Annotated in this window: 17 protein-coding genes; 9 read left to right on the forward strand and 8 right to left on the reverse strand. The window is 73.1% G+C overall.

Going from position 1 to position 14,675, the window contains the following annotated elements; translation table 11 throughout:
- Window positions 1-206 precede the first annotated feature (206 nt).
- A complete protein-coding gene (locus OG559_RS03240; RefSeq protein ID WP_396673438.1) occupies window positions 207-722 on the forward strand; it encodes a LytR C-terminal domain-containing protein in 516 nt (171 codons plus the stop codon).
- Between the two features lie 7 nt (window positions 723-729).
- Here the strand turns inward: OG559_RS03240 and OG559_RS03245 are convergent, their stop codons facing one another.
- Window positions 730-1,548, reverse strand: coding sequence for an inositol monophosphatase family protein (locus OG559_RS03245; RefSeq protein ID WP_405112227.1), 819 nt, complete (start codon window positions 1,546-1,548; stop codon window positions 730-732).
- Window positions 1,549-2,396: 848 nt separating this feature from the next.
- Between OG559_RS03245 and OG559_RS03250 the strand changes: the two genes are divergently transcribed.
- Together OG559_RS03250 and OG559_RS03255 are read left to right on the forward strand one after the other, a co-directional pair.
- The gene (locus OG559_RS03250; RefSeq protein WP_405112230.1) at window positions 2,397-3,965 is read left to right on the forward strand and encodes an RNA polymerase sigma factor; all 1,569 of its coding nucleotides are present in this window, start codon (window positions 2,397-2,399) and stop codon (window positions 3,963-3,965) included.
- Window positions 3,966-4,210: 245 nt separating this feature from the next.
- Window positions 4,211-4,444, forward strand: coding sequence for a hypothetical protein (locus OG559_RS03255; RefSeq protein WP_405112233.1), 234 nt, complete (start codon window positions 4,211-4,213; stop codon window positions 4,442-4,444).
- Between the two features lie 164 nt (window positions 4,445-4,608).
- Here the strand turns inward: OG559_RS03255 and OG559_RS03260 are convergent, their stop codons facing one another.
- The 3 genes from OG559_RS03260 to OG559_RS03270 form a co-directional block, all read right to left on the reverse strand.
- The gene (locus tag OG559_RS03260; RefSeq protein WP_405112237.1) at window positions 4,609-6,342 is read right to left on the reverse strand and encodes a DEAD/DEAH box helicase; all 1,734 of its coding nucleotides are present in this window, start codon (window positions 6,340-6,342) and stop codon (window positions 4,609-4,611) included.
- 208 nt (window positions 6,343-6,550) lie between these two features.
- Window positions 6,551-7,201 carry a trimeric intracellular cation channel family protein gene (locus tag OG559_RS03265; protein ID WP_405112240.1) on the reverse strand — a complete coding sequence of 217 codons (651 nt, stop codon included), beginning with the start codon at window positions 7,199-7,201 and terminating at the stop codon, window positions 6,551-6,553.
- 40 nt (window positions 7,202-7,241) lie between these two features.
- On the reverse strand, window positions 7,242-7,460 hold the full coding sequence (locus tag OG559_RS03270) for a DUF3039 domain-containing protein (protein ID WP_161688218.1): 219 nt from the start codon (window positions 7,458-7,460) through the stop codon (window positions 7,242-7,244).
- An 88-nt stretch (window positions 7,461-7,548) separates the two neighbouring features.
- Here OG559_RS03270 and OG559_RS03275 point away from each other — a divergent pair, with 88 nt between their 5' ends.
- The gene (locus OG559_RS03275; protein WP_405112242.1) at window positions 7,549-8,481 is read left to right on the forward strand and encodes a pseudouridine-5'-phosphate glycosidase; all 933 of its coding nucleotides are present in this window, start codon (window positions 7,549-7,551) and stop codon (window positions 8,479-8,481) included.
- Window positions 8,478-9,377 (forward strand): carbohydrate kinase family protein, encoded by a 900-nt coding sequence (locus OG559_RS03280; RefSeq protein ID WP_405112245.1) that lies wholly within the window; start codon window positions 8,478-8,480, stop codon window positions 9,375-9,377. The genes OG559_RS03275 and OG559_RS03280 overlap by 4 nt, the downstream gene beginning before the upstream one ends.
- A gap of 25 nt (window positions 9,378-9,402) precedes the next feature.
- On the opposite strand, the gene OG559_RS03285 is transcribed toward OG559_RS03280, so the two are convergent.
- The gene (locus OG559_RS03285; protein ID WP_350885392.1) at window positions 9,403-9,759 is read right to left on the reverse strand and encodes a DUF3099 domain-containing protein; all 357 of its coding nucleotides are present in this window, start codon (window positions 9,757-9,759) and stop codon (window positions 9,403-9,405) included.
- A gap of 106 nt (window positions 9,760-9,865) precedes the next feature.
- Here OG559_RS03285 and OG559_RS03290 point away from each other — a divergent pair, with 106 nt between their 5' ends.
- Both OG559_RS03290 and OG559_RS03295 read left to right on the forward strand, forming a co-directional pair.
- Entirely contained in the window at window positions 9,866-10,153 is a 288-nt protein-coding gene (locus tag OG559_RS03290) for a hypothetical protein (protein WP_405112248.1), read from the forward strand.
- A 12-nt stretch (window positions 10,154-10,165) separates the two neighbouring features.
- On the forward strand, window positions 10,166-10,477 hold the full coding sequence (locus OG559_RS03295; protein ID WP_387016213.1) for a hypothetical protein: 312 nt from the start codon (window positions 10,166-10,168) through the stop codon (window positions 10,475-10,477).
- An 18-nt stretch (window positions 10,478-10,495) separates the two neighbouring features.
- Here OG559_RS03295 and OG559_RS03300 read toward each other — a convergent pair whose 3' ends face one another.
- From OG559_RS03300 to OG559_RS03310, 3 genes are all read right to left on the reverse strand, one after another.
- On the reverse strand, window positions 10,496-11,416 hold the full coding sequence (locus tag OG559_RS03300) for a hypothetical protein (protein WP_405112251.1): 921 nt from the start codon (window positions 11,414-11,416) through the stop codon (window positions 10,496-10,498).
- Window positions 11,416-11,685 (reverse strand): hypothetical protein, encoded by a 270-nt coding sequence (locus OG559_RS03305; RefSeq protein WP_405112254.1) that lies wholly within the window; start codon window positions 11,683-11,685, stop codon window positions 11,416-11,418. The genes OG559_RS03300 and OG559_RS03305 overlap by 1 nt, the downstream gene beginning before the upstream one ends.
- Before the next feature lie 286 nt (window positions 11,686-11,971).
- Window positions 11,972-12,556, reverse strand: a complete 585-nt coding sequence (locus OG559_RS03310) for an HhH-GPD-type base excision DNA repair protein (protein ID WP_405112256.1) — start codon at window positions 12,554-12,556, stop codon at window positions 11,972-11,974.
- A 140-nt stretch (window positions 12,557-12,696) separates the two neighbouring features.
- Between OG559_RS03310 and OG559_RS03315 the strand changes: the two genes are divergently transcribed.
- Both OG559_RS03315 and dtd read left to right on the forward strand, forming a co-directional pair.
- A complete protein-coding gene (locus OG559_RS03315; RefSeq protein WP_405112258.1) occupies window positions 12,697-14,181 on the forward strand; it encodes a methyltransferase in 1,485 nt (494 codons plus the stop codon).
- Window positions 14,181-14,603 carry a D-aminoacyl-tRNA deacylase gene (gene dtd / locus OG559_RS03320; RefSeq protein ID WP_396673351.1) on the forward strand — a complete coding sequence of 141 codons (423 nt, stop codon included), beginning with the start codon at window positions 14,181-14,183 and terminating at the stop codon, window positions 14,601-14,603. The genes OG559_RS03315 and dtd overlap by 1 nt, the downstream gene beginning before the upstream one ends.
- Window positions 14,604-14,675: the final 72 nt, after the last annotated feature.

Consider the following 14,675-nt stretch of genomic DNA (forward strand, 5'->3'; position numbering starts at 1 on the left):
TCCCAATGTGACTCAGGCGACACGAAGATAGGGGTAGTAGTACCCGCTTCCCGGTTGGCGCGCCGGCATGTCGGACTGTTTCCACGCGACGGCCGGACAACCGTTAACCTCAGCGGCGTACTCGACGGCCGGCGGGGCGGCCTGACCGCCGACGGCCGCCGCCACCCACCCATCGTCCGGGGAGCGCCCAGATGAGTTTTGCGCGAGTGCGAGCACTCGTTGTCGTCGGTCTGCTGGCGGTCGTCGCCCTGGTCTTCGTGGTCGTCGCCCTGGTTCGCGACACCCAGGGCGAGGCCGGACTCGCCGGCGGCTGCCCCGAGGGCGCCCCGCTGGCGGACGTCAACCTGCGCGAGCGCAAGGACGTGAAGATCAACGTACTCAACGGCACAGACCGGCCCGGCCTCGCCTCCCAGGTCGCCGACGAGTTCAGCAACCGGCAGTTCCAGGTCAAGAAGACCACCAACGAGAAGAAGCAGATCGACGACGTCGCGGTGCTGCGGTACGGCCCGAAGGGCGTCGGCTCCGCGCACCTGCTGCGCGCGTACTTCCTCAACAACGCCAAGGACGGGTACGACGCCAAGCGCAAGGACGACACCGTCGACGTGGTGCTGGGCAACGGCTTCCAGCAGTTGGCCACCACCACCGAGGTGAACCAGGCCCTCGGTGACCTGGGCGCCCCGGTCGCGCCGCTCGGCTCGTGCCCGATGCCCGTCAAGAAGTGACCCGGGGTCAGGGCCCGCCCGAGGCGTCCAGGTCGGCCAGCCGTTCGTGCAGCGGCACGAACAGCGCCGACGGTGCGGCGATCACCAGGTCGGGCCCGGCCGGCCGGCCGCCCAGCCCGCCGACCCGCAGCCCGGCCTCGGCAGCGACCAGCGCCCCGGCCGCCTGGTCCCAGGCGGCCAGCCCCTTCTCGTAGTACGCGTCCACCCGGCCCTCGGCGGCCAGACAGAGGTCCAGCGCGGCGGCGCCCTGCCGGCGGATGTCACGCACGTGCGGGATCAGCTCGGCGAGCACCCGGGCCTGGTGCGACCGCCGCCTCGGGTCGTAGCCGAACCCGGTGGCGACCAGCGCCTGGCCGAGGTCGGTCTCGGTCGAGCAGCGCAGCCGCTCCCCCGCACGCCAGGCGCCGCCGCCGACGGTGGCCGTCCACTCCTCGCCCGTGAACAGGTTGCGCACCACCCCGGCGACCACCTCGCCGTCGACCTCGGCGGCCAGCGAGACCGCGCAGTACGGCAGCCCGTACAGGTAGTTGACGGTGCCGTCGATCGGGTCGACGATCCATCGCACCCCGCTGCTCGCCTCGCCGGCCGCGCCCCCGCCGTACTCCTCGCCGAGCACCGAGTCGTCGGGGCGGAGCGTGGCCAGCGCGTCGAGGACCTGCCGCTCGACCGCCCGGTCGGCGGCGGTGACCACGTCGGTGACGGTGGTCTTGGTCGCGGCGACGAAGACCCCCTCGGCGCGCATCCGGTACGCGGTGTCCGCCGCATCCCGAGCCACGTCGATCGCGATCTTGAGAAGTTCCCCCGGCGTCGGCGTCGAACTGGTCATGGTTCGCTTCCTTCCCCGCACGCCGGCCCGGGCGGATGGATGAAGTGGGGCAGAGGCCACGAAGATCAACGGTTGCCGACACCGTGTGACGTCCTGGAGGAACTCTGCCCGCTGGCTCAGATGCCAGCAACCCGAACCGCTACCAGGGCCAGCGCAACTCCTCCACCGTCAGGGACCGGGTCGCGGACGGCGCCCGGATCAAGGTCCACCGGGCCACGTCCATTGGAATGCCCGCGCCCCGGCGAGTGGTGGCGTCGAATGGTGCAACAACTTGGTGAACGGCTACATTGTCCGACGCTCACGAATGTGCTCGAACCCTCGATTCGGTCAACATGGCGCACCGCTGATCGTCGGCGCGGTCACCATCCTGGGAACGGGTCCAGTTGCCGCGCCGTCGCCCACCTCGCGCCTTGAGGGCAGAGTTTGACCGGCACGTCCGGTTGCAGTTGGTATTGTCCGCTAAGTGCCCAACTCCCCGTCCGTGGCGTCCGCGCCCGCCGCCGTCTCCGCCATCGCGGTCGACCCGCGACGTCGCGCCGACCGGCAGTTCGGACGCAGCCCGCTCGCCGCCGGCGTCGGCAGGCGGGATCCCCCGCTTCGCGCGCCGGTATCATCCTTATGAAGTCCACATCTACGCCGAATCAGCGGTCCCAACCGCCGGTACGCAGTGCGGCGGAGGATGATCCCCGCAGACGGCGTTACAATTCACCCCTGCCCACGCGCCACGGACCGCCGACGACCGGCCGGCCCGGGACACGGGGGTCCCTCAACCAAATCGTCCGGCACCGTGTCCCGCGCTGCGCCGGACAACCCGGCCGTGCTCGCTTTTCGCCTCCGGAAGGTCATTCGTGACAGAACCCCGCCAGACCGGCGCCGACGTTCGCTCGCTCACCGACACCCTGATCGCCCACGCGCAGAGCGCCGGTGGCCAGCTCACGTCGGCCCAGCTCGCGCGCACCGTCGAGTCCGCCGAGGTGACTCCGGCCCAGGCCAAGAAGATCCTGCGGGCGCTCGCGGAAGCGGGGGTGACCGTGGTCGTGGACGGCTCGGTCGGCCCCCGCCGCCGGGTCGCCGCCGCCCGGTCGGCCACCCCGGCGTCCCGCGCCACCACCGCCAAGACCACCAAGAAGGCCGCCGCGCCGGCCCAGAAGCAGGCCTCCGCCGCCGACGATGCCGACCCGGCGCCCCGCAAGGTCGCCGCGCGCAAGGCCACCACCGAGACGGTCGCCAAGGCGGCCGTCCCGGCGAAGGCCACGAAGTCCACCCGCGCCACCAAGGCGACCGTCGCCGCAGCCGCCGGCAAGGCCAAGGGTGAGGGCGAGATCGACCCGGAGCAACTCGCCGCCGAGATCGAGGACGTGGTGGTCGAGGAGCCGGCCGAGTTGGCCCGGGCCGCCGCGTCCGACGCCGCGAGTTCCGCCACCGACAACGACTTCGAGTGGGACGACGAGGAGTCCGAGGCGCTCAAGCAGGCGCGCCGCGACGCCGAGCTGACCGCCTCCGCCGACTCCGTCCGGGCGTACCTCAAGCAGATCGGCAAGGTGCCCCTGCTCAACGCCGAGCAGGAGGTGGAGCTCGCCAAGCGGATCGAGGCGGGCCTCTATGCCGCCGAGCGGCTACGCGCCGCCGAGGAGGGCGAGGAGAAGCTCGTCCGCGACATGGTCCGCGACCTCGGCTGGATCACCCGGGACGGCGAGCGGGCGAAGAACCACCTGCTGGAGGCCAACCTCCGGCTGGTGGTGTCGCTGGCCAAGCGCTACACGGGCCGCGGGATGGCGTTCCTGGACCTGATCCAGGAGGGCAACCTGGGCCTGATCCGGGCGGTAGAGAAGTTCGACTACACCAAGGGCTACAAGTTCTCGACGTACGCCACCTGGTGGATCCGGCAGGCGATCACCCGGGCGATGGCCGACCAGGCCCGCACCATCCGCATCCCGGTGCACATGGTCGAGGTCATCAACAAGCTCGGCCGCATCCAGCGCGAGCTGCTCCAGGACCTGGGCCGCGAGCCCACCCCGGAGGAGCTGGCCAAGGAGATGGACATCACACCGGAAAAGGTGCTGGAGATCCAGCAGTACGCCCGGGAGCCCATCTCGCTCGACCAGACCATCGGTGACGAGGGCGACAGCCAGCTCGGCGACTTCATCGAGGACTCGGAGGCCGTCGTCGCGGTCGACGCCGTCTCCTTCTCGCTGCTGCAGGACCAGCTCCAGCAGGTGCTCCAGACGCTCTCCGAACGCGAGGCGGGCGTGGTCCGGCTCCGCTTCGGCCTGACCGACGGCCAGCCGCGCACGCTGGACGAGATCGGCCAGGTCTACGGGGTGACCCGGGAGCGGATCCGGCAGATCGAGTCCAAGACGATGTCGAAGCTGCGTCACCCGTCCCGTTCACAGGTACTCCGTGACTACCTGGACTGAGCCCGCCGCGTCAACCAGCCGTGTCGGTTTGATCACCAGACGTACAACACCCGATGGTGATCGGCCGGTTGCACGATTGTGATCGTTGACGTGGCACCCTTGGTGCACGGCACACTGTTGCTGCCATGTGTGACCTCGGTCCCCCGCGGGCACACAGGGAAGGCAAGGCCCGAGTTGGGTGTTGCACGATAGGTGAGCAACGACCGAAGAGATTGTTCATCGGTGACGACCAGAGGAGGAAGGCGATGACCCCGACCCTCACGCCGCCGCACGAGACGGTGGCTCCCCCAGCCGCCGATGAACGGTGCGACCGCTGCAACGCTGCCGGCAAGCTCCGTATCACTCTGGCGGGCGGGAGCGAGCTGGTGTTCTGTGGGCACCACGCGAACAAGTACGCGAAGGATCTCGTGAAGATCACCGTGCGGTACGCGACGGACCCCGAGTTCAGCTGGCGTGGCGCCGATCTCATGGCGAACTGAGACCGCATAGATCCCACACCGACATTGCCGGCCGGAGGCGCCCCACAGGGGCCCTCCGGCCGGCTTTTCGGTACCTTCGGGCACCACTTCCGCCCCACCCACCCACGACCCCCACCGGCACCCCACGGGCACCGGCGAAGCCCTCTGCGAGGGCCGGGGGCCGGTCAGAGGGTCTGGACCGTGGCGATGCGTTCCTCCAGCTGCTCGATGGTGGCCTGGGCGCTCGGAGGGCCGCCGCAGAGGCGGCGCAGCTCGGCGTGGATCTTGCCGTGCGGCAGGTTTGTGCGGTGGTGCCGGGCGGCCACCAGGGCGTTCAGCTGCCGCCGTAGCGCCACCCGACGCTGGGCCGCGCTCATGGGCGGCGGGGGCGCCACCGTGGCCACAGGGGCCTGCTCAGCGGCCCGGTCGACGGCCCGGCGGCGCTGGGCGGCCAACTGCTCGGCCTGCCGCTTGGTGAGCAGCAGGGAGACCTGGGCGGCGGTGAGCAGCCCGGGCAGGCCCAGGTACTCCTCCTCCTCAGGGGTGCCGGCCTGGGCGGCGGTGCCGAAGGACGCGCCGTCGAAGATCACCTGGTCCAGCTCGGCCGTGGCGGACAGGGCGGCGAACCGCTTCTCCAGTTCCCCGCTGGCCTGGTCGTCGCGCTGCGCGCGCTCCAGCAGGTCGTCGTCGAAGCCCTCGCGGTCCTTCGGCTTGCCGAGCACGTGGTCCCGCTCGGCCTCCATCTCGCTGGCCAGCCCGAGCAGGTGCGGCACGCTGGGCAGGAAGACCGACGCGGTCTCCCCGGGGCGGCGGGCCCGGACGAACCGCCCGATGGCCTGCGCGAAGTAGAGCGGCGTGCTGGCGCTGGTGGCATAGACACCAACCGCCAGCCGGGGGATGTCGACGCCCTCGGAGACCATCCGGACCGCGACCATCCACCGCTGCCCGGACTCCGCGAACGTCGCGATCCGGGCGGACGCGCCCTGGTCGTCGGAGAGCACCACCGTGGCCTTCTCGCCGGTCGTCTGCTCGATGAGGCGCGCGTACGAGCGGGCGGTCTGCTGGTCGCTGGCGATGATCAACCCGCCGGCGTCGGCCATCCCGGCGTTGCGCAGCACGGTCAGCCGGGCGTCGGCGGCCCGCAGCACCTGCGGCATCCAGTCGCCGGCCGGGTCCAGGGCGGTGCGCCAGGCCTGCGCGATCAGGTCCTGGGTCATCGGCTCGCCCAGCCGGGCGGACAGCTCGTCCCCCGCGTTGGTCCGCCACCGGGTCTCCCCCGAGTACGCCAGGAAGAGCACCGGCCGGACCACGTTGTCGCGCAGCGCGTCGGAGTAGCCGTACACGACGTCGGCGCGGGAGCGGAGCAGGCCGTCGCCGCCCCGCTCGTAGGTGACGAAGGGGATCGGGTTGTCGTCGGAGCGGAACGGCGTGCCGGTCAGCATCAGCCGGCGCACGGCGGGCTCGAACGACGCCTTCACGCCGTCGCCCCAGGTCCGGGAGTCGCCGGCGTGGTGGATCTCGTCCAGGATGACCAGGGTGCGGCGGGTCATGGTGCGCCGCCGGTGCACCTGGGGCGCCATGCCGACCTGCGCATACGTGACGACGGCCCCGTGGAAGTCGGCGGAGGAGTGCAGATCGGCGTTGCGGAACGCCGAGTCGAGCTGGATGCCGATCCGGGCCGCGGCCTCGGCCCACTGGGTCTTCAGGTGCTCGGTGGGAGCGACCACGGTGACCGCCTCGACGGTGCCGTCGGCGAGCAGTTCGGCGGCGATCCGCAGGGCGAAGGTGGTCTTGCCGGCCCCGGGGGTGGCGACCGCCGTGAAGTCCTCGGTACGTCGTCGCAGGTACTCCACCAGCGCCTTGCGCTGCCAGGCCCGCAGTGGTGGAAACGTCTCGAGCGCCGGCGTCCGGGCTGCCACGCGTCAGGCTCCTCTCCGACCGCCACGACGGCGGACCCCGGCCGAGGGCCACGAGTACCGCCGCCCATGAAAAAGGCCCTCGCGCATCGGTTGCCGCGAAGGCCGAGTCAGCATAACCAGCGCACGCCGGTCGGCCCAGGCGACGCCACGCTGGTCACATCCGCACCGCTCGCCACCCCACCGAGGGCGTCCCCGTCGTCACCGTGGGTCACAGGTGTGGGTCGCGGGCGCCGGTGCGGGGCGGGCGGAGTGTGGCCACCGGGGCGGACCAGCGCCGCCGCAGCGCCATCAGACGCAGCGCGAAGACGAACACCGCCGCGGCGGTCAGCCCGGCAGCGCCGGCGTTCCCGGACGCGTGGAGCGCCGCCACGGCGATCGAGCCGGCGAGAGCCGCCACCGCGTAGATCTCCCGGCGCAGCACCACGGGGATCTCGCCGGTGAGCAGGTCCCGGGCGAGCCCGCCGCCGATGGCGGTGAGCATGCCGATGAGGCAGGCCCCGACCGGCGGGACCTGGGCGTCGAGCGCCTTGAGGGTGCCGGTGACGGTGAACAGCCCGAGGCCGGCGGCGTCGAGGACCAACACGGTGGTGCGCAGCCGGGCGAACTGGGGGTGCAGCCAGAACACGGCGGCGGCGGCGACCGCGGCGGTGGCGGCGTACCGCCAGTCGGCGAAGGCCAGCGGGGGTGCCTCGTCGATGACCAGGTCGCGGAAGATCCCGCCGCCGAGCGCGGCGACGAAGCCGACGAAGGCGACGCCGAACAGGTCGAGCCGCTTGACCACCGCTGCGGAGGCACCGGAGGCGGCGAAGACCGCCACCCCGGTCAGGTCGGCGAGGAGCAGTGCGGTGGAGGTGGTCACCGACGAAGGTTACGTGGGCGGCCGGCCCGGCCGCCCACGGTCACTCGCGCCAGGATTCGTAGATCTCCTTGCACTTCGGGCAGACCGGCGAGCCCGGCTTGGCCGCCTTGGTCACCGGAAACTTCTCCCCGCACAGTGCGACGACGAAGGTGCCCATGACGGCACTTTCGGCGATCTTCTCCTTGCGGACGTAGTGGAACATCTCGGGACCGGTGTCGGCGTCCTTCAGTTCCGGACGCTCAAGAACCTCTGTGCTCACGACTGCACCTCCAACTTTCCAGTTTGACAGGTCTGCCCGACCGGGTCCACCGCAGGCCACCCGCGCGAGAGCCCGTAACGTAGTAGACGTGAATAACTTCCGCGTTCGTCTCGGCACCGAGGTAGCAGATGCCCTGCGTGAGCATCGCCCGGTCGTCGCCCTGGAGAGCACCATTGTGTCGCACGGCCTTCCCCGGCCGGACAACCTGCGGGTAGCCCGCGAGATCGAACAGACGGTACGCGACGCCGGCGCTGTCCCCGCGACCATCGGCATGGTCGCCGGCCAGCTGGTGGTGGGGCTGGACGACGAGGAGCTGACCCGGCTCGCCACCGTCGACGGGGTGAGCAAGCTCTCCGTCCGCGACCTGGCGGTGGCCGCCGCGACCGGGGCGGACGGAGCCACCACGGTAGCCGCCACCAGCGCGGTGGCCGCCGCCGCGGGAATCGGGGTCTTCGCCACCGGCGGGCTGGGCGGGGTGCACCGGGAGGCCGCGCACACCTTCGACGAGTCCGCCGACCTGGGCACCCTGGCCCGGACCCCGATCGCGGTGGTCTGCGCCGGGGTCAAGTCGATCCTCGACGTGGGGGCCACCCTGGAGCGGCTGGAGACCCTCGGCGTCGCCGTCGTCGGCTACCGCACCCGGCGGTTCCCCGGTTTCTACCTCACCGACGCCGGGTTCGACCTGGACTGGTCGGTCGACTCACCGGAGCAGGTCGCCGACGTGCTGGCAGCCCGGGTCGGGCACGGCGTGCACTCCGGCGGCCTGCTCGTGGCCAACCCGCTCCCGGTCGACGAGCAGCTCGACCCGGCCCTGCACGACCGGACGCTCACCGAGGGCCTGGCCCTGCTGGAGCGCGACGGGGTGACCGGCAAGGCCGTGACGCCGTACCTGCTGGCCCACTTCCACTCCGCGACCGCCGGCGCCAGCCTCGCGGTGAACGTGCGGATCATCCTGCGCAACGCCGACCTCGCCGCCCGGATCGCGGTCGCCGCGGCGCACCGCGGGGACTCCGCCGCATGACCGCTCCGCCCCGCGTCGTCGTCGTCGGGGACCTGATCACCGACGTGGTCGCGGTGCTCGGCGGGCCGCTGGCGACCGGCTCGGACACCCCGGCCGCCATCCGGGTCGGCGGCGGCGGGCAGGCGGCCAACACCGCCGCCTGGCTCGCCGCCCAGGACGTCCCGGTGACCATGGTCGGCGCGGTCGGGGACGACGACGCGGGACGCGACCGGGTGGGCGAGCTGGAGCGCGCGGGCGTGGACTGCGCGGTCGAGCGGCACCCGGGCCGCGCCACCGGCACCGTCATCGTGCTCACCGGCGACGGGGAGCGCACGATGGTCACCGAGCGGGGCGCGAACCTGTGGCTCACCGCCGGGCACGTGGAGCGGGCCCTGGCCGGGGCGCCGGACGCGCGGCACCTGCACCTGTCCGCGTACACCCTGCTCGACGACGGATCGCGCGGGGCCGGGTTGCGCGCGCTGGCCGCGGCGCGCGAGCGCGGGCTCAGCATCAGCGTCGACGCGGCATCTGCGGCGCCGCTGCGGCGGGTCGGCGCGGCGTCCTTCCTGGCCTGGGTACGCGACGTCGATCTACTCCTGGTCAACGCCGACGAGGCGGCCGTGCTGGCCGGCGGGCTGGACCCGGCGGCGCAGGCCAGGGCACTGTCGGCGACGGCGAGGCGGGTGGTGGTCAAGCGGGGCGCGGCCGGGGCGGTCTGGGCCGACCGGACCGCGACGGTCAGCGTCGCCCCGGCGCGGCGGGTGGCCGTGGCAGACGTCACCGGGGCCGGGGATGCCTTCGCCGCCGGGCTGCTGTCCGCCTGGCTGACCGGGGCCAACCCCCGGGAGGCACTGGACCGGGCCGGCGACCTCGGCGCGCTGGCCGTCTCCACGGTCGGAGCCCGACCCGCCTCCTGACCCGGACGCGCCGGGTCCGGGCCGGTCAGGGCTCGGCGTCGATGACCTTGTACGGACGCTCGTCGGCGGTCAGGCTCATCGGCGGGGTCTCGTCCCGGTTGCGGGGGTGGAACCGGTTGGCCAGCCGGTGCTGCTCCTTCGGCGGCCGGTCGTTGGCCAGCAGCACCGCCAGCCACGGGATGAGCACCATCCCGAGGCCACACAGCGGCAACCAGAGCCAGAGCATGGGGGCCTGCGCGCCGACCAGGATCGCGCCGACGATCACGCACGCCACCCGGATGGCCATCATCACGATGTAGCGCCGCTGCCTGCTGTTGAGCTGATCGCCCTGACTGCGGGCCGCGTCGGTGATCAGGATCGGTTCGTACGCCTGACGCTTCACCACGGACCTCCAAGAGGGACTGCCCCCCATCCTGTCACTCCCGACCGATGATCAGCGAAAATCAGCTCTTTCCGGCACGTGTTACGCGCGTGGTACGCTCCGCCTCGTGGGCAGCCGGTTCAGCTTCACCGACCAGGCGCTGGCCAACCTGCGCGTCTACGGCGTCACGCCCGGCGAGGTCTGGGAGGCGTTGCACAGCCCGCGCCGGGTCATCCGGCATCTCGGCGACGACGTGATGGTGGTCTACGCCGCGGCCCGCCACGGACGGCGGCTGGCGGTGCTGCTCGCCGAGGCCGACGGCGCCGACAACGACTGGGACGTCCTGTCCGCCCGGGAGCTGAGCGACGTCGAGGCCAAGCGCTACGACGAGGCCGTTCGCAGATCCCGTCGATGAGGAGGCGTGGCGATGAACCGTAACGACGCGACCAAGCAGTTCCACAGCGGCGACGACCGGCTCGCCGAGCTGATCGACTCCAGCCAGCCGGTGGAGCTGCCGGCCCCCGACACCGACGTGCCGATGGTCAGCCGCTCGGTGCGGCTGCCGCTGGAGACGTACGAGCGGGTGCGGGCCGCCGCCGACGCCCGCGGCATCGGGGTGACCACCCTGATGCGGCAGTGGATCGAGGCCGGCCTGACCGAGCTGGACGACTCGGCGACGGTCTCGCTGGCCGACGTCCGGCGCGCCCTCGCCGCGCTCTCCCGGCCCACCGCCGCCTGAGTCGTCCGTCGCCGCGCCTCAGCCCATGAGCTGCCCGAACGCGGCACGCTCCGCGTCGCGAACGTACGTCCGCCCGGACGGGTACGTCAGCGTGGCGTGCAGGTCGCAGTCGCCCCGGTGGAACCACTCGACGTACGGCACGTCGGGTTGCGCCCGCAGGTGGGCCATGTTGTCCCGCATGGCCTGCGCGCAGACGGCCCCGTCCGGGTCGTACGGCGTCCCGTCGTCGAGGGTGGGCTTGCGCCTGATCCCCCACTCCGGGACCACCAGCGGCCTGCCGACCCGCCTCGCCTGGGCGAGCGCGAACTCGTTGCGCTCGACCGGGGTGCGGTACCGCTCGTAGCCGGTGTCGTAGATGTCGAACCCCACCGCGTCCACCCCGGGGTAGCTGGCGACCACCCCGAAGTCGGCCCACCAGGACGCCTGCCGTCGGGCCGCGTACTCGGTGAACACCGGCACCAGCCAGAGCTCGCGACGGCGGGGGTGCCCGGCGAGCGCGCCGACCAGTTCCTGCCACTGCTGCCGGAACGCCGCCGGGGCCGGGTCGCCCCCGGACTGCTGCTCCGGCTCGTGGTCGAGCGTCACCAGGTCCACCACCCGGCGGCGGCCGGCCGGCCGGGCCGAGAGCCAGTCGCGGACGGCCGCCGCCGAGGTGCCGGCGGTCCAGTCCTTGAAGCTGTAGTGCAGCGGGCAGTCGGCGGGCACCTGGGCGAGGAGCCCCGACCAGGGCTCCAGGCCGACGCCGGGGCCGGAGTAGAGCCGCACCGTCCTCGGGTGCGGGTACCGGGCGAGCATCGCCTGGATCGCGGCGACCGAACTCCCCGGAGGTGCCCAGCCCAGGGCCGTCGGCGCCGCCACCCTGACCGCCGTGCTGACGGTGGTGGTGTTGCCCCCCGCGTCCGCCACCCGCGCGGTCAGGGTGACCGTACGGGTGAACATCAGACCCGGACCGAGAAGCGACCGGACGCCGCCGGGTCGACGACGATCGTCACGGCCGGATCGGTCGTGGTCAACTCGAACTTCAGCGGGTCGCCGACGGTCAGCGTGGTGGTGGCGGTCGCCACGTGCCCGGCCACGTCGGTGACCTTCCCCGTCACGGTGACCGTACGGGCGTCCGGGTCGTAGGCGTCGATCACCACCTGGGCGGTCTGGCCGGGCTGGAGCGTGCTGGGGGTCGCGGTGATCGACCGGATGACGGGATTGGCCATGATGCCCTCCGGGGGCGGCTGCGGGCCTGAGCCCAGGCGATCGGGATCAGCCGCGGGCCGCCCACCATTACCCGGTGGACGCACCCGATCGGCAGGCCCGTGCCGTCGCGCGCCGGACGACCACCCGCTGCGCCGTTGCGGCGGGATGGGCGTCGCCCGATACCCGCTGCTCTGGTTGCAGAATGCCACGTCAGCGGCGCTGCGGGTAGCCACCGACGGGACGAGACCCACGCCGACCCCGCCCGTCCACCGCCGTACGGGCGACGAGCCCGGTGGGCGGGTCGCGTCAGCCCTTCGCGGCCTTCGCCTCCGCCTTCATCCGCTGCTTGTACTCCCGCACCCGGCGCAGCGACTCCGGGTCGGTGACGTCGGCGACCGACCGGTACGCGTCGGCGTCGCCGTACCCGCCGGCCGCCTCGCGCCAGCCGTCCGGGGTGACACCGAACCGCTTGCCGAGCAGGGCGAGGAAGATCTGCGCCTTCTGCCGGCCGAACCCGGGCAGCCCGGCGATCCGGGCCAGCAGCTCCCGCCCGTCGGCGGCGTCGGCCCAGAGCCGGGCGGCGTCCCCGTCGTACCGGTCCACCAGGGTTCGGCACACCTCCTGCACCCTGGCCGCCATCGCCTTCGGGAACCGGTGCAGGGCCGGCGGCCGGGCGAAGAGCGCCACCAACTCGTCCGGGTCGTACCCGGCCAGCTCGCGGGCATCCGGCTCGTGCCCGAGCCGCTGCGCCAGCACGTACGGCGAGGAGAACGCCTTCTCCATGGGGATCTGCTGGTCGAGCACCATGCCGAGCAGCAGGGCCAGCGGGCTGCGCTCCAGCAGCAGGTTGGCCTCAGGGTCGATGGGGAGCGAAACCGTCATGCCGTCCATCCTCCCCGCCACCGGCCCCGGGGCCGCCGGCGACTCCCCGGGGCCCGCGGCGTGGGTCCGCGCCGAGCTCCCGTTCCCCGGCGGGCGGATTTGCGGGCGGCGGTGACGGGTCGCCCGGGCACGGAGGGCAGGATGGCAACGTGGACGAACACGACATGCTGCTCTCCCCCGCCGGCGTCGACGCGCTCCGGACGGCGCTGACCCGCGCCACGTACACCTCGAACGGGATCGCCGACCGGCTCGGCCCGCAGGCCACCGGCGGGGCGGCCCGCAACGACTTCCGGGCCGCGCTGCGGGCCACCGAGGACCGTGACCCGCTCGGCACGCTGATCCGGGTGTTCATCTGCGACCAGACCGAGCCGGAGGCCGCGGTGGCCGCCGCGCTCGCCCCGCTTACGGTGGATGAGGCGCTGGTCGGGGGCCTGGTCGAGCGGGACGGCGACGGCCTGCGCGCCGGCGTGGACCTGGAGCCGTACGGGGACGACTGGTGGGTCCTCGCCGACCTGCCGGCCAGTTCCCGGCCGGGCCGGCCGCTGCACTCCGAGCACGTGCTCGGCATCGGCGGGGCGACCCAGACGCTGATCGGGGCGGCCGTGCGGCGGCCGGTGGAGACCGCGCTGGACCTGGGCACCGGCTCCGGGGTGCAGGCGCTGCACCTGTCGGAGCACGCCCGCCGGGTCACCGCCACCGACCTCTCGCGGCGGGCGCTGCGCTTCGCCGCCACCACCGCCGCGCTCAACGGCCAGGACTGGGAGCTGCTACGCGGCGACATGGTCGCCCCGGTGGCCGGACGCCGGTTCGACCTGGTGGTCAGCAACCCGCCGTTCGTGGTGGGCCCCGGCACCACCACCCACGTCTACCGGGACTCCGGCCGGGCGGGCGACGCGATCGGTTCCGAACTGGCCGCCGCCGCCCCGGGCCTGCTCACCGAGGGCGGCACCATGCAGTACCTCGCCAACTGGGTGCACGTGACGGGCGAGGACTGGGGCGAGCGGGTGGCCGGCTGGTTCGCCGGCACCGGCCTGGACGCCTGGGTGATCCAGCGCGAGGTCGCCGACCCGATGGCGTACGTGAACCTGTGGCTGACCGACGTCGGCGAGGCCGCCGACCCGCACCGGATGGCTGCCTGGCTGGACTGGTTCGACGCGCACAAGGTGGAGGCGGTCGGCTTCGGCATCGTCTCGCTGCGCCGCGCCGGGCACGCCGACCCGGCGGTTCGGGTGGAGGACCTGCGGCAGCGGGTGGAGCCGCCGATGGGCGACCGGATCGCCGCCTGGTTCGACCGCCAGGACTGGCTGCGAGCACGGGACGCCGAGGGGCTGCTCGCCGAGCGCTACCGGGCCGCCGACGGGCTCCAGCTCCGCCAGGAGGCCACCATGGGCGACGAGGGCTGGGCCGTGGACCGGCAGGTCCTCGCCATGCCGCACGGGCTGCGCTGGACCGAGGAGGTCGACCCGCTGGTGCTGGCCCTGGTCGGTGGCGCGGACGGTCGGTTGCCGCTGCGTGACCAGCTCGCGCTGCTCGCCGCCGCGCACGACGTGGCACCGGAGGAACTGGCCGACTCGGCCGGCCCGATCGTGGCGCACCTGGTGGAGCGCGGCATCATCGAGCCGGTCACCGCCTGATGCGGGCGGTGGTGCAGACGGTCGGCCGGGCCAGCGTCACGGTCGACGGCGAGGTCGTCGGCGAGGTCACCGACGGGCTGCTGGTGCTGCTCGGGGTGACCCACACCGACACCCCGGAGACCGCGCGGACCATGGCCCGGAAGGTCCACGAGCTGCGCATCCTGGACGACGAGCGCAGCGCGGCGGACACCGGCGCCGGCATCCTGGTGGTCAGCCAGTTCACCCTCTACGGCGACGCCCGCCGGGGCCGCCGGCCGAGCTGGACCGCCGCCGCCCCGGCAGAGCTGGCGGAACCCCTGGTGACGACGGTCGTCGAGGCGCTGCGCGAGCGCGGCGCCCCGGTGGCGACGGGCCGCTTCCGCACCCACATGCTGGTGGAGAGCGTCAACGTGGGCCCCCGCACCCTCCTCCTGGACCTCTAACCCGGCCCCAGCCCGTTGATCAAGAGGTTCACGTCGTCCGGAGCCCGGCCCCTGACGCAAACCTCTTGATCA

The organism is Micromonospora sp. NBC_01405 (assembly GCF_045040155.1).
In the GTDB taxonomy this organism is placed as follows: domain Bacteria; phylum Actinomycetota; class Actinomycetes; order Mycobacteriales; family Micromonosporaceae; genus Micromonospora.

Excerpts from the sequence above, each read along its gene's own strand:
- OG559_RS03245 (WP_405112227.1), bottom strand. The coding sequence starts at position 1,548 with ATGACCAGTTCGACGCCGACGCCGGGGGAACTTCTCAAGATCGCGATC.
- OG559_RS03255 (WP_405112233.1), top strand. The coding sequence starts at position 4,211 with ATGACCCCGACCCTCACGCCGCCGCACGAGACGGTGGCTCCCCCAGCC.
- OG559_RS03280 (WP_405112245.1), top strand. The coding sequence starts at position 8,478 with ATGACCGCTCCGCCCCGCGTCGTCGTCGTCGGGGACCTGATCACCGAC.
- OG559_RS03295 (WP_387016213.1), top strand. The coding sequence starts at position 10,166 with ATGAACCGTAACGACGCGACCAAGCAGTTCCACAGCGGCGACGACCGG.
- OG559_RS03300 (WP_405112251.1), bottom strand. The coding sequence starts at position 11,416 with ATGTTCACCCGTACGGTCACCCTGACCGCGCGGGTGGCGGACGCGGGG.
- OG559_RS03305 (WP_405112254.1), bottom strand. The coding sequence starts at position 11,685 with ATGGCCAATCCCGTCATCCGGTCGATCACCGCGACCCCCAGCACGCTC.
- OG559_RS03310 (WP_405112256.1), bottom strand. The coding sequence starts at position 12,556 with ATGGACGGCATGACGGTTTCGCTCCCCATCGACCCTGAGGCCAACCTG.
- dtd (WP_396673351.1), top strand. The coding sequence starts at position 14,181 with ATGCGGGCGGTGGTGCAGACGGTCGGCCGGGCCAGCGTCACGGTCGAC.